General features: G+C 38.5%; 11 protein-coding genes and 1 pseudogene. 10 read left to right on the top strand and 2 right to left on the bottom strand.

Annotated features, from left to right (window positions below):
• Positions 1-96 precede the first annotated feature (96 nt).
• The 9 genes and pseudogenes from KHA97_RS13235 to KHA97_RS13195 all read left to right on the top strand — a co-directional run bounded on the left by KHA97_RS13235 (position 97) and on the right by KHA97_RS13195 (position 10,100).
• Complete coding sequence (locus KHA97_RS13235) at positions 97-996, top strand: LysR family transcriptional regulator (protein WP_213125190.1); 900 nt, start codon at positions 97-99, stop codon at positions 994-996.
• A 128-nt stretch (positions 997-1,124) separates the two neighbouring features.
• Complete coding sequence (locus KHA97_RS13230; protein WP_213125189.1) at positions 1,125-1,814, top strand: phosphoribosylaminoimidazolesuccinocarboxamide synthase; 690 nt, start codon at positions 1,125-1,127, stop codon at positions 1,812-1,814.
• Between the two features lie 21 nt (positions 1,815-1,835).
• Positions 1,836-2,285, top strand: coding sequence for a nucleoside deaminase (locus KHA97_RS13225; protein WP_213125188.1), 450 nt, complete (start codon positions 1,836-1,838; stop codon positions 2,283-2,285).
• A gap of 559 nt (positions 2,286-2,844) precedes the next feature.
• The gene (locus KHA97_RS13220) at positions 2,845-3,882 is read left to right on the top strand and encodes a SepM family pheromone-processing serine protease (protein ID WP_213125187.1); all 1,038 of its coding nucleotides are present in this window, start codon (positions 2,845-2,847) and stop codon (positions 3,880-3,882) included.
• Entirely contained in the window at positions 3,883-4,797 is a 915-nt protein-coding gene (locus tag KHA97_RS13215; protein ID WP_213125186.1) for a DUF1002 domain-containing protein, read from the top strand. It begins immediately after the preceding gene.
• A 487-nt stretch (positions 4,798-5,284) separates the two neighbouring features.
• Positions 5,285-6,361 (top strand): RNA-guided endonuclease InsQ/TnpB family protein, encoded by a 1,077-nt coding sequence (locus KHA97_RS13210; RefSeq protein WP_213125185.1) that lies wholly within the window; start codon positions 5,285-5,287, stop codon positions 6,359-6,361.
• A 142-nt stretch (positions 6,362-6,503) separates the two neighbouring features.
• Positions 6,504-7,533, top strand: a pseudogene (locus tag KHA97_RS13205) (NAD(P)-dependent alcohol dehydrogenase).
• A 1-nt stretch (position 7,534) separates the two neighbouring features.
• Positions 7,535-8,707 (top strand): acyl-CoA dehydrogenase family protein, encoded by a 1,173-nt coding sequence (locus KHA97_RS13200; RefSeq protein ID WP_213125184.1) that lies wholly within the window; start codon positions 7,535-7,537, stop codon positions 8,705-8,707.
• 13 nt (positions 8,708-8,720) lie between these two features.
• Positions 8,721-10,100, top strand: a complete 1,380-nt coding sequence (locus tag KHA97_RS13195) for a M17 family metallopeptidase (protein WP_213125183.1) — start codon at positions 8,721-8,723, stop codon at positions 10,098-10,100.
• 218 nt (positions 10,101-10,318) lie between these two features.
• On the opposite strand, the gene KHA97_RS13190 is transcribed toward KHA97_RS13195, so the two are convergent.
• The gene (locus KHA97_RS13190; RefSeq protein WP_213125182.1) at positions 10,319-11,335 is read right to left on the bottom strand and encodes a DUF1646 family protein; all 1,017 of its coding nucleotides are present in this window, start codon (positions 11,333-11,335) and stop codon (positions 10,319-10,321) included.
• A 131-nt stretch (positions 11,336-11,466) separates the two neighbouring features.
• Between KHA97_RS13190 and KHA97_RS13185 the strand changes: the two genes are divergently transcribed.
• Positions 11,467-12,024 (top strand): YybS family protein, encoded by a 558-nt coding sequence (locus KHA97_RS13185; protein ID WP_233713472.1) that lies wholly within the window; start codon positions 11,467-11,469, stop codon positions 12,022-12,024.
• Between the two features lie 131 nt (positions 12,025-12,155).
• Here the strand turns inward: KHA97_RS13185 and KHA97_RS13180 are convergent, their stop codons facing one another.
• Positions 12,156-13,748, bottom strand: coding sequence for an acetolactate synthase large subunit (locus KHA97_RS13180; protein ID WP_213125180.1), 1,593 nt, complete (start codon positions 13,746-13,748; stop codon positions 12,156-12,158).
• Positions 13,749-13,878: the final 130 nt, after the last annotated feature.

Genomic DNA, 13,878 nt, shown 5'->3' with positions numbered 1-13,878 from the left:
TTAAAAAATATTTTATCTTCTACAATTAATCTAAACAATATGGATATTAGATAATATTAATGCCTTTATGAGATGAATGTGAAGAAGGTGGATATTTTGGAATTAAGACAAATACAATATTTCATTGAAGTTGCCAAGCGTGAACATATGACAGATGCGGCTGAAGCCTTACATGTCGCGCAATCTGCCGTTAGTAGACAAATTGTCAATCTAGAAGCTGAGCTCGGTGTGGACCTTTTCATTAGGGAAGGAAGAAATATTCGTTTGACACCAATTGGACACATGTTCTTAGAAAAAATGCATCAAGCGATGGACGTAATTGAACAGGCAAAAAGGGAAATTGAAGAAAACCTCGATCCCGAAAAAGGTACAGTTCGAATTGGCTTTCCAAGTAGCCTTGCTGCCCATTTACTTCCTACCGTTGTGTCGGCTTTTCGCAAGCAATACCCCTATGTAAAATTTCAACTTCACCAAGACTCCTATCATCATTTAATTGATTCCGTCATTAAAGGTGAAATCGATATGGCTCTTTTAGGGCCTATGCCAACAGAAGAACGCCGAGTTAAAAGCGAAATTTTATTTATGGAAAATCTCGTTGCACTTTTGTCATCAAACCATCCATTAGCAAAGAAAACGTCTATCACTTTAGATGATCTACGGAGCGATTCTTTTATTTTGTCTCCAAGAGGATATATTCTTAGAGACATTGTTATCAAAGCATGTAAGCAGCGTGGATTTGATCCTGCTGTATCCTTTGAAGGAAAAGATATTGATGCCATTAAAGGTTTGGTTTCCGCGGGACTTGGGGTTACATTGCTTCCAGAAATAACCTTGGTTGACAGTTTACCCCGTTCTACAGTAAAAATTCAAATAGAGCCCAGGGTTACCCGTGCAGTTGGAGTGATCATTCCTAGAGATCGCGAACTTATGCCGACAGAAGGACTATTTCATGAGTTTTTGAAAAATTTCTTCCACACATTATCTGGATATCAATGATAATGATAGAGATTGCTATACCCATTTTTTATATTAGTTAAACTACATTTTAGTTGATGTCGCAACTGTCCTTATATTTTTGCTATACTATTTATGCAATATCACTTCATAGAGAGAGGGAATGCTATATGAAATTTGTTTACCAGGGAAAGACAAAGGATGTATATTCTCTAGAAGATGGCAATTATTTATTGAAGTTTAAAGATGATGTCACTGGTGAGGATGGCATTTTTGATCCAGGGGCTAATACAGTCGGCCTGCAGATTGAAGGTGCTGGAAAAGCGGGTCTTCGTTTGACGAAATTCTTTTTTGAAATTTTACAAGAAAAAGGAATACCAACTCATTATGTGAGTGCGAATGTAGATGCCGCGGAAATGATTGTAAAACCAGCAAAAATTTTTGGGCATGGTCTTGAGGTTATATGCCGCTATCGAGCGGTTGGAAGCTTTTTGCGCAGATATGGCAAGTACACTGTAGAAGGTCAGGAATTGGACGCATTTGTTGAAGTGACTCTTAAAGATGACGAGCGCCAAGACCCACCAATAAGCGCAGATGCACTCAATATGCTCGGAATATTATCCCTTTCAGAATATGAAGAATTAAAAAATTTAACCCAGATAATTAGCGGTATAGTAAAAGATGAATTGAAAAAAAGAAATATAGATTTATATGATATAAAGCTAGAATTCGGAAGAACTGAACAGAGTAATGAAATTATGTTGATAGATGAAATCTCTGGTGGGAATATGCGCGCATATAAAGATGGCGTTTATATAGAGCCATTGGAATTGGAGAAAATGCTAGTAGAACAAATGTAATTTTTTTGCGGAGGCGATTAAATGGATCGATTTATGGAAAGAGCTATTGAACTTGCCGTTAACAACGTAAAAGAAGGCGGAAGCCCGTTTGGTGCAATTCTCGTAAAAGATAATGAAATTATTGCGGAAGGTGTAAATGAACTCCACTTAAAATATGATGTTAGTGGGCATGCCGAACTACTTGCAATCCGTAAAGCACAGGAAAAATTACAAACGTTAGACTTAAACGGCTACACAATGTATGCAAGTGGAGAGCCGTGTCCGATGTGTATGACGGCTATCTATTACTCAGGTATTAAGAATGTATACTATTGCGCATCAATAGAAGATGCGAAGGAAGCTGGACTAGGTGCATCTACTTTCATATACGAAGAATTGGCACTGCCTAGGGAACAACGGTCGATTGACATTATACATATACCTCTAGAGTCCGGAATGGTTAATCCATTGTCAGAATGGGTTAATAAGTAATAATATGGTCAGTCCTTATCCAGACTTTTGGAGAGGGGCTGGCCTTTTTGTTTTTAAGCAAAAATCTTTGAATGTTTTACATTAGGTTTTTGAATAAGAGTCTGCTCGAGGTAATTCTGCTTGAACGTGGCAGAACTGAGATAATTCTGTAATAAATGCGGCGTATCCCGTTCAATCGCGGCAGAATCATGTTAAATCTGTAAGAAGTGCTGCGTATCCTGCTCAATCGCGGCAGAATCGTGGTAAATCTGTAAGAAGTGCGGTGCATCCCGTTCAATTGCGGCAGAATGGTAGTAAATCTGTAAGATATGCTGCGCATCCCGCTCAATCGCGGCAGAACCGTGGTAAATCTGGAAGATGTGCGGTGCATCCTGCCCAATACCAGGGAAAACCGTGACAAAAACCAAATTTCATTTGGAGTATCTCTATCCAGATTTCTCATTAACACTCGTTGTATGTATACTATTATGATAAGAATGAAACTTATTAACTGCTTTCTACGTCTATAAAATTTGAAAATATCTTTTTATAGATATTTAAAGAAAGAAAGGGACCAGATATGGCAATTTTTAAGCAACGAAAAAATAAGGTATTTGCAGTGATATGTGTTTTGCTTGTCATCATGTTTTTTATTCCAACGCCATACTACCTCTTTCAACCTGGTTCTGTTGAAGAACTTGGATCTAAGGTAACTGTAGAGGGTGGAGATAAAACGTCCAAGGGAAATTTATATTTAACGACGGTTCTTTCTTTAAGGGCGAGTAATATTTATTATTTAGCCTACGGAATGATGGCTCCTCATACAGATTTGCGAAAAGTAAAAGAAGTCAGGGGTAACATGACGGACGAAGAGTATAACAAAATCTTGGATCATATGATGACAACATCCCAACAGCATGCTCTTGTAGCAGGGCTTCGAGCTGCTGGTGAAGAGGTAGATGTGAAGCCAAATGGTATCTTTGTCGCTGGAATACTCGACAACTCTTATGCAAAAGGAAAGCTTAAAATTGGCGATATTATTACACAGGTCGATGATCAGCCCATCTCAAAAGCTGCAGATTTTCTTGATTACCTTTCAAACAAAAAAGCTGGGGATACTGTAAAATTGGCATTTAATCGTGATAGTACTGTAAAAACAGAAAGTGTAGAGCTTATTCCTATTAACAATAGTCCAAATAAAGCAGGAGTTGGGATTGGGCCTGAAGATCAATTTAAAGTTGAAACAGCCCGCTCTGTTAAAATTAATGCGGAAGATATAGGTGGGCCATCCGCTGGTCTCATGTTTTCACTTGAAGTTTATAACCAGCTGACACCTGGTGACCTAACGAAAGGGTATGAAATAGCGGGTACCGGTACGATTGATATGGATGGAAATGTTGGCCAAATTGGTGGAATCCGTGAAAAAATAACTGCCGTTGAAAAAGCTGGAATGGACATTTTCTTTTGTCCCGCTGACCTTTTGGACGGAGATACAAATGAAAAAGATGTAAAAGACGAAGTACAAAAAGAAGGATATAAAGTAAAAATCGTTCCTGTTAAAACAATACAAGAGGCGATTGACTACTTAGAAAAGCTGCCGCCTAAGGAGGGAAAATAGTTGAAACAATGGAGTAAAATTTTCATAGCATTGCTATTAAGCATAGGTTTTATCGTAAGTGGTATTGGATCCGCTTCAGCAGATCAGAACACGGATAATGATGATGCGATTAATGAAAAATTTGGTCTTCCGATCGTGGTTTACGGCGAGACGTTAACAGCTGAACAAAAAGACGAAGTGAGAAAGCTTTTAAAAGTAAATGATCCTTCTAAGGTGGAAGAAATTACTGTCACTGCGAAGGATCTGGCAAGGCTAATAGATGGAAATCCGAATTCAAGAATGTTTTCATCCGCGAAAATTACGTTGAAAGAAAAAGGAAATGGCCTCGTTGTAACGCGTGTAACACCAGAAAATATTACAGAAGTTACGGAAGAAATGTATGCGAACGCTATGTTAACGGCTGGAATTGAAAATGCTACAGTTGATGTGGCATCTCCCGTGAAAGTAACGGGCCATTCAGCACTTGTTGGAATTTATAAAGCGTATGAAAGCCGCGGAGAAACGTTGGATAAAGATAGGATGGAAGTGGCGAATGAAGAGCTTGATTTAGCCACAGACTTAGCAGGAAAAGATGGACTTGATGATGAAAAAGTCAGTGAACTTTTAACGGAAATTAAAAAGGCGATCGCCGACCAAAATCCTGCCTCGAGAGAAGATGTGGAAAAAATAGTACAAGACCAGCTAAGCAAGATGAAGATTGAATTAAGTCCTGAAGATAGACAATTACTAATCGATTTATTCGATAAAATGCGTTCAATCAATATTGACTTTAGTAATGTTAAAAATCAACTCGAAGACATCTCTAAAGACATAAAGAAAAAGTTAGAAAATGTGATTGGTGATGAAGGCTTCTGGGACAGCGTCAGCAATTTTTTCAAAAAGCTCTTCGAATCAATCGCTAATTTATTTAAATAGTTTAGAAGCAGAGGACAGCATAAACATTTTTAAAATGTTTGACTGTCCTTTTTTCTATAATTTTTTAGTTTAAAAGAGTTATAATGATGAAAAGGTTTTCTAGGGGGAGAAGAAATTGTCGGCTGTAATGAATGCAGCAATATTATCTAAACCGTTACATATCTTCCGAACGAGAAAGCCCGGTGCGACAGCACCCTCTTTAGGGATGGGATGATAGTTCGGTCAAATGCGGAGTACCACATAAAACCGTAAGGAGTTGGTACTGCAAGCATTTGAAGATATCACTTCACTTTTTACGAACGTATGTTGCTGTTTCGAACAAGAACTAATACAATATTGGTATAGACTAATTAAGATGAACAGACCACTGTATCATTTAATAACGATTATTTTTCTTGATTGAAAGTTAGAATAAATGTTGCCGGATATGTATCCAGCCAAACAACCGAACATTATGTTGAACAACAAAAAACAAGGGGGTGAAATCATGTCTCAAACAATCACGGTGAAAATCAAACTGCTGCCAACAAAGGAGCAGGCTTTGGTCTTGACTAAAATGTGTAAAACATATATCTCAACGATTAATGATCTTGTATCTGAGATGGTGGAGGAAAAGAAAAACACAAAGAAATCAAGCAAACATATTGATGTTGCCCTGCCAAGCGCGGTGAAAAACCAAGCAATCAAAGACGCTAAAAGTGTTTTTAAAAAGGCAAAGAAAAGTAATTATAAAGTGGTTCCGGCTTTAAAGAAACCCATTTGTATATGGAACAACCAAAACTATTCTTTTGATTTCACCCATATTTCAATGCCTCTCATGGTTGACGGAAAAGCAAGGAAGACGGCTATTCATGCCTTATTGGTTGATAAAGACAACCGAATCCTTGATTTGCTTAAACATAAATTAGGTACACTCCGCATCACCAAAAAATCAGGCAAATGGATCGCCCAAATTTCCGTCACCATTCCAATCGTTCAAGGAACAGGCGTGAAAGTTATGGGAGTAGACCTGGGTCTAAAAGTACCCGCTGTTGCTGTAACAGACGATGAAAAGGTACGGTTCTTTGGCAATGGTAGACAAAATAAGTTTAAAAAGAGAAAATTTCGTTCAGATCGTAAAGCATTGGGTAAAAAGAAAAAGTTAAATGCTATTCGTAGTTCAAAAGACAAAGAACAGCGTTGGATGAAAGATCAAGATCATAAAGTCAGTCGTGCTATTGTCAATTTTGCTAAAAACAATAAAATATCTGTTATTCGCCTGGAACAATTGGCGAATATTAGACAGACGACACGCACAAGTCGTAAAAACGAAAAAAATTTGCACACATGGTCATTCTATCGTTTATCCCAGTTTATTAAATACAAAGCAAATTTAGTAGGGATTAAAGTGGAATACGTGAATCCTGCATACACAAGTCAAACATGTCCAAAATGCTCTGATAAGAATAAAACACAAGACAGAAAATACAAGTGTAAATGCGGATTCCGGATACATCGTGATATCCTCGGTGCAATGAATATTCGATATGTACCTGTGGTTGATGGTAATAGTCAATCAGCGTAGGGAACTATATGTTCTGCCCTATGAGGGGTAATGAGATACCCTAACCTTGCAGGCTGTTCAAAGCAGAAATGAATTGAGAACGTTTAGTCATGCAAGAATCCCACCCGTTTCACCGTATGGTGTAGGGCTTGCGACTTTAGTCGTGGGAGTCTCAAATATTGAGGTAAAACAAGTAGCTGTTCCTGTTCCGAAAAAAGATGAAGCGCTAGTAAAAGTATACTGCATCGGAGTCTGTGGTTCTGACGTTCATTATTATGAGCATGGAAAAATTGGTAGATACGAAGTGAAGGAGCCGATTATACTAGACCATGAACTGGCAGGAGAGGTAGTCGATGTCGGTGAAGATGTAAAAAATGTTACGGTTGGAGACCGTGTTGCTGTTGAACCTGGTGTCACTTGTGGAAGATGTGAATACTGCAAATCCGGAAGGTATAACCTATGTCCAGATGTTGTTTTTATGGCCACCCCTCCAGTTGATGGGGCGTGGGCGGAATATGTGACAATCCGAAGCGATTTCCTTTTCAAACTCCCAGACGAGATGTCTTATGAAGAAGGAGCTATACTTGAGCCACTATCCGTAGGAATTCATGCGCTGAAGCGCGGAAAGGCATCGATGGCAGACCGACTTTTTGTCAGCGGACTTGGTCCGATTGGGCTGCTTGCCATTCAAGCGGCGAAAATGTTTGGGATTACTGAAATATACGCGAGCGATGTAGTCCCATATAGACGAGAACTGGCAAAGAAATTGGAAGTCACGGCTATTTTCGACCCTATACATGACGATATCAATGAGCATATATCAACATTAACCTTATAAAAAGGTGTAAATTTGGTAGTAGAGACTTCTGGTAATAGTAAGGCTATTTTCTGATACGCTAAAAATAGTAAATAGATGAGGCCGCATTGTTCTTATTGGACTTCCAACTTCAGATTCCATCCCTATTGATGTAAACCAATTAATTGATGGGGAAATCGATGTATATGGCGTTTTTCGTTATGCAAATACATATCCTGACGCCATTCAGGCGCTTAGTAATTCGAAAATCGATATTGAAAAAATCATCACACACAAATATTCTTTACACGATATTAAAGAGGCCGTTGAACTTGAAAGAACACAAAAGGACACGAGTGTAAAGGTGATGATTTATCCTACAAAAGCGAGGTGCTAGTATGAAATACAAAGATTATTTTATCCGAAACGAAAGAGAACAGAAATTTGCCGAAATGGCTGATCAGCTGGCAGTGAACTTTGCCAAAAGGGCTCATATTCATGATGAAGAAGGATCTTTCCCATTTGAAAACTTTGAGGATATGAAAGAAGCGGGTTATTTAAAAACGACAGTTCCGAAAGAATACAGTGGAGACGGGGCGTCTTTATATGAAATGGTCCTCATGCAAGAGAGAATTGCAAAAGGGGATGGCTCTACTGCACTTGGCGTCGGCTGGCATGTAGGCATGATGCTTAGTTTGAGGGAAAGCAGAGAATGGCCGGAAGAATTATTCAAGGATTTTTGCAAAAAAGTAGTGGAAGACGGTGAAATGATCAACTCTTTTGCGAGCGAACGCGCTACTGGAAGTCCAGCACGAGGCGGGAGACCCCAGACAACAGCAGAGAAAACGGAAGATGGTTGGGTCATTTCTGGGCGAAAAACATTCAGTACGTTAAGCCCGATATTAAATTATTTCACGGTTAGTGCGGGAATCAAGGATGAAAATAAAATTGGTCGTTTTTTAGTTCAAAAATCGGAAAACGTAAAAATCGAAGAAACTTGGAATACGATGAGCATGAGAGCAACCGGGAGCCACGACGTTATTTTGGACAATGTGTTTGTACCCGATTCAGCGCTGATTGAAGTAGAAGTTCCGGGAGAGAAAACACATCACCAAAGCGACTCTGGCTGGATGTTGCATATTCCCGCTTGTTATATTGGAATCGCACATGCAGCGCGGGATTTTGCTGTAAATTTTGCCCTTAATTATCGACCTAATAGTTTGCCTGGTCCGATTGCTGAAGTAGACCATATCCAGCAAAAAATCGGAAAAATTGAAGCGGAGTTGAAAACAGCTAGAATGTTTCTTTATTCTGTGGCTGATCGTTGGGATAAAAATCCTGAAGAACGACTCGGGCTCAAATCTGAACTTGGTTTAGCAAAATATGTTGCAACGAATTCCGCATTATCTATCGTCGATCAAGCGATGCGTATAGTGGGAGGGGGAAGTTTGTCGAGAAAACTTCCACTAGAAAGAATGTATCGCGATGTTCGAGCAGGCTTACATAATCCTCCGATGGATGACGTGGTATTAAAGGGACTGGCAACGGCTGCATTTTGGGCAAAAAATTAAAGGAGAGAGAGTTATGACATCAAAGGCATATATTACTTTTTCAAACAATTCACTCGTAGAAAATGATCCCCAATTAAAAGAATTTATTCAAAATCATCAAGGGACGTTCATTACGTTATTATTAGATGGCAATGTTTATGCAGTGATTAAAGAAACAGACTGTACATATGAAGATGTTAGAAACATTGCAGGATCCATTTCCAGAGAATTGAGTGGCAGGAAAGTTCCTTCCGTTATTTTGGAAGGCCCCGTTTTAGAAAATGGCTTTTCAAAATTGAATAAAGGGAAGGCTGTTTGTGCGTTTATTGAAGGATGGGAATTAGGTTCTTATCAATTTTTAACATATAAATCTGATAAAAAATCTATTAAAACAAAATTGGAATTAATAGATTGCGAAGATGTTCAATCTTTTGTTAAAGAAGGTGAAGCTCGAGCCAGGGCGGTATCTTTTTCAAGAGATTTAATGAATGAAATTCCGAGCGCGCTAAATCCTGAAACATATCCTGAGCTCCTTGCGAAAGAATTTAGTAATACCGACGCAAAAGTACAAATTATTCGTGGAAAACAACTGGAAGAACTTCAAATGAACGGTGTTTTGGCTGTTTGCAAGGGGAGTAAGTACAAGCCTGCTTTCGTGGAAATTTCCTATTGCACGGACAAAACAAAGCCTCATGTTGTCCTTGTAGGAAAAGGGGTAACTTTTGATACAGGTGGCATTAGCTTGAAAAGAGGCGCGGATATTAGTGATATGAAAATGGATATGGGAGGATCCGCGGCGGTTGCGGGTGCAATGAAATTCCTCGTTGATATGAAAGCACCTGTAAATGTAACTGCACTAATTCCAATGGTGGAAAATATGCCTGATCGTCATTCCTTCCTGCCGTCCGAAGTCATTCAATATAAAAATGGGTTAACAGTGCAAGTTGGGAATACAGATGCTGAGGGAAGACTTATTTTAGCAGATGGTTTAATTCGTGCAGGAGAATTACAAGCTGATTACATAGTAGATATCGCTACTTTGACAGGTGCAATTGGAAACGCCCTTGGATCGAAAATTGCTGGTGTATTTGGTGATGAAGAGTTGTCAGATGAAATGAAAAAGATCGGCCGTGAAAATGGCGATTACGTATGGCCAATGCCGTTGGTTGACGCCTACGACTCTTATCTCAACAGCGATTATGGAGATCTTTGCAACATCAGTGCAAAGGCTGAGGCCGGTTCGATTACGGCAGGTTTATTCTTGCGCCGATTCGTTCCAAAATCAAGTAAATGGCTTCATATCGATATGGCGGGTGTCATGGCTAGCAACCGTGCAACTGGCTACTATCCGAAAGCAGCAACAGGCTTCGGTGCCCGTCTTTTAGCTGATTTTACGATTCATGTATCTAAGTAAACACCTAATAAAATTCTTAGGAAAAAACGGTTGGATGTTAAAAAATCCAACCGTTTTTTGTGGTGGTTTGGAAACCAATTGTGGTAAAACCGGATTCATTAGAGAATTATAGAAATGCGAGTATTAACAATGCCAAAATACAGATCTAGACGAAAAAAACCCCGCCTTATCCGAAGGAAAGGTGGGGTTTAATATTGAAGTCATTAAGTTTTTGTGTTTTATCCAAAAATCAAAATAACAATAAAATACACGACCATTGCAATTAAGCCTACAGGTACTCCGAAACGAGCCCATTCACGGCTTGTAATGTTTAGCTTACCGGCGGCAATGATGTTAGGGATGTTTCCTGGTATAAGCATTCCTCCACTAATTAAAAGACCGAGCAAGATCGCTTTAATGGTAGGCTCGTCCATCGCAGGACTTATTTCTGCTGCAGCTAATGTTGCGTTATCTAAAATGGCGGAAATCATGTTGATCCAATATAGCAACAACGGGCTGAGTCCAAGTAAATACTTTTCAATAAAAGGTTCAAAACCTGCACCTAGTAAAGTTAATCCCATTACGAATAAATAGATTTTTACAGCGCGTATGATAATTTCTGAGTAGCTTTCTGCAGTTTGTTGAGCCGCTAATCCAGTTTCCGATTGGTTTGGACTGACAAGAATTGCAGCCAAAATTCCAAATAACGTTACCGCTGGTATGACATCCATGCCGATTAGTTCAAGCAAATAAAAGAAATCCTCATTTAATTTGCTGATTGCGATAGTAGACAATGGTTCGCCAATAGGTGTCAATGCCGCACCTAAACCAATTGAAAAACAGGCAAGAACGACAAGTCGCAATTCTGACCCGCGATCGAGTTTTAGTACGCTGACAATCACTACTAGCACAATAGCAGCAATAATCGCCGTGATCACGCTTGAAATAAGACCGAGAAGAATAACTGTTAACGCGATGAATAATCGAAAAGGAATCGCTTTGCTAACACCTAAAATGCTTTTTTCTATGGGTGTTTGCAGCCACTTGAATAATAAGCCAGCTATAAGAACGGCTAATGTAATATGTATAGGATCTTCTAATGCTTTCATAAATAATTTTGCGTCCATTACATGGCTAATGAAAGCGGCAGCCAGTCCCATGACAAATAAGAAAGCCTCTAAATTGTGTTCAACTTTTTTCACAGTAAAAGGTAAAAATAAAACGAGTATTAAGATGATTGTTAATCCAAGTATCATATTCTCTTCCTTTACTTTTTTTTCTCATTATAACATGAATTAATTTCAGTGATAGTTTCTAGCAATTAAATGTGATGAAGGTCATACAATGATTGGAACTTATATGAAAAATGCAGAGGGAGAGAATCAAATTGTTTTCTAAAACTATATCTAATGATGCAAAAAAGATTCATGATACTTTCAATCAGCACTCTCCAACGAAAAAATTAGTTTTATTTTCTTTATTAAGCTGCCTAGCTGCGGTATTCCAAGCAGCGGGTGGATTTATTCCGGTAATCGGATTATTTATAAGCCCATTATCAACAGCGCCCATTATCGTGTGTACGATTTTATCATTACGCTATGGTCTACTCTCCTATTTATTAACGATCTTACTATTATTTTTTTTTCAACCGACCGAGCTCATCGTCTTTCCGTTTACCACAGGCTTACTCGGTCTAGGAATAGGATTTTCATTTTTATTTTTCAAAAAAAGATTCAGCATTCTTTTTGGGGGGACTGCTTCATTATTTATAGGGATCTTAGCCGTTTTATATATTTTCAAATTTCCACTGCTTGGTCCGGTGGCCTCAACTTCTTTTAACGTATTTACGACAGGCAGCATCCTTTTGTTTTCTTTATTTTATAGCTGGATATGGATTGAAATCAGTGTGACGAGCTTCAAACGTATTAAAAAGCTTGTTTTGTGATTTTCCAAATGACGCCAGTGTTTTGATAAAAACCACCTGAAGGACTATTAATACATTTCATTTCGACTACCAAACACTACATCAATTGGTCTTTCAAATCCTCTCCTGCCTGTCTAAGGTTTGTTCTATGTTCATTGGGAAAGTGGAATCTCGAATAAGATAAGCTCATTAGAAGAAATGGCAGATTTCAATAATTCCTCAAATTCGCCAATAGTTTGCGGCCTTACACCTTTAATTCCGAAACTCATCGCTAATTGAACAAAATCGGGATTTCCGAAGTTAACACCAAAGCTAGTACCGAATTTCTTATTCATCATTTGCTTTTCAAGCTCTAATACATAATCGTTCAAAACAATGATGATGAAGGAGAGGCCAAGGCGTTTCGCAGTCTCAATTTCTGCAAAATTCATCAACGCACCACCGTCACCTGTAATGCAAATGATGGTGTCATTTGGACGAGCTAATTTTACTCCGATTGAACTGGGGATGGCCATTCCCATTGATGCAAACCCGTTTGAGATAAGAAGACCTCCAGCTTGCTGTGGTTGGTAGGTCCGTGCAATGGATATTTTGTGTGCGCCAACATCTGATATTAAAATCGTATGTTCAGTTGATACTTTTTCGATGATGTGCAAAATATTTTCTGTAGTTAAAGACAAATGAGAAATTTCTTTTTGACTAAAGTTAATTTGATAAGTTTGCTCGATTTTCTTTTTTAAATTTCCTGAAGGCGTCCAATTTTTTGGTTGGATATGTTGTCCATTCATTTCTTTTAAAGACCTGTGAATATTACCAATCAATTCCACTTTGGCTGGATAAAATTCATCCACAAGGGCTGGTTGTGCATGAATGTGAAGCACCGGTATTTTGTTTTTGTTCCAATCCTTTGGAAGTTTTTCAACCACGTCAAAGCCAATGACAATTAACAAATCTGCTTCACTTATTCCAGATAAAACAAGATCATTCTCTTCGAATCCAAAAGTATAGTAATTAAGGGGGCAGTTTTTTGGTACAATCCCTTTCGCTGAAAAAGAGTGGGTGACAGGTGCTTGGAGATTTTCAATAAAAGTAATAAATTGTTCGATTCCTTTTTGACGTATAACTCCATTTCCAACGATTACAAATGGTTTCTGGCATTCGTTAAGGATCTTACCTGCTTCAGCAATTGATGAATGATCTGGTTGGGTACTTGGCTGTGGATTAATGGGAATTACCTTAGGTGGAGCAGCTTCCATTGCCAAATTTTCAGGAATAATTAAAAGAGCTGGTCCTGGCTTCTCCATTTTTGAAGTACGAAAGGTATGTCGTATCAATTCTGAAATCGATTGATTGTCTAAAACTTGAATTGCACACTTTGTAATTGGTTCAAATAATTTTATTAAATCAATGAGCTGGTGGTAGTACTTATGCTGTTTGTCGAGTCCTGCTTGTCCTGAGATTGCAACAACAGGGGAATAGTCTAGATAGGCACTTGCTATCCCGGTTAATAAATTCGTTGCCCCTGGACCTAAGGTAGAAGTGCAAACACCCGAATTACCGGAGAATTTTCCATACGCGCTTGCCATAAATGCTGCACCTTGTTCGTGTCTGACGGGAATAAAGGTGATTTGCTTAGATTTTGAAAGAGATTCTATAAAGTCCAAAGTTTCTTTCCCAACAATGCCAAAGACGTATTCGACGTCTTCATTTTCCAAACATTGTACAATTACGTCTGTTGCTTTCATTCATATCCTCCTGAAATTTGATATTGCTAAATAGTTTTTGATAAAAAATAAAAAAAATGCTTCTATAGTCAGAAGCATTTTTCATCATAAAGGCAATAAATATGTTGTTTCGTCATATTTCCCCGGAAAT

The organism is Lederbergia citri (assembly GCF_018343625.1).
GTDB classification, from domain to species: domain Bacteria; phylum Bacillota; class Bacilli; order Bacillales; family Bacillaceae_C; genus Lederbergia; species Lederbergia citri.
The sequence above is the reverse complement of the archived record's forward strand: the minus strand, read 5'-3'. Positions and strand labels throughout refer to the sequence as shown.

What these genes read in the sequence shown, in the direction of transcription:
- KHA97_RS13220 (WP_213125187.1), top strand. Translation starts at nt 2,845, where the DNA reads ATGGCAATTTTTAAGCAACGAAAAAATAAGGTATTTGCAGTGATATGT.
- KHA97_RS13225 (WP_213125188.1), top strand. Translation starts at nt 1,836, where the DNA reads ATGGATCGATTTATGGAAAGAGCTATTGAACTTGCCGTTAACAACGTA.
- KHA97_RS13195 (WP_213125183.1), top strand. Translation starts at nt 8,721, where the DNA reads ATGACATCAAAGGCATATATTACTTTTTCAAACAATTCACTCGTAGAA.
- KHA97_RS13190 (WP_213125182.1), bottom strand. Translation starts at nt 11,335, where the DNA reads ATGATACTTGGATTAACAATCATCTTAATACTCGTTTTATTTTTACCT.
- KHA97_RS13230 (WP_213125189.1), top strand. Translation starts at nt 1,125, where the DNA reads ATGAAATTTGTTTACCAGGGAAAGACAAAGGATGTATATTCTCTAGAA.
- KHA97_RS13210 (WP_213125185.1), top strand. Translation starts at nt 5,285, where the DNA reads ATGTCTCAAACAATCACGGTGAAAATCAAACTGCTGCCAACAAAGGAG.
- KHA97_RS13180 (WP_213125180.1), bottom strand. Translation starts at nt 13,748, where the DNA reads ATGAAAGCAACAGACGTAATTGTACAATGTTTGGAAAATGAAGACGTC.
- KHA97_RS13200 (WP_213125184.1), top strand. Translation starts at nt 7,535, where the DNA reads ATGAAATACAAAGATTATTTTATCCGAAACGAAAGAGAACAGAAATTT.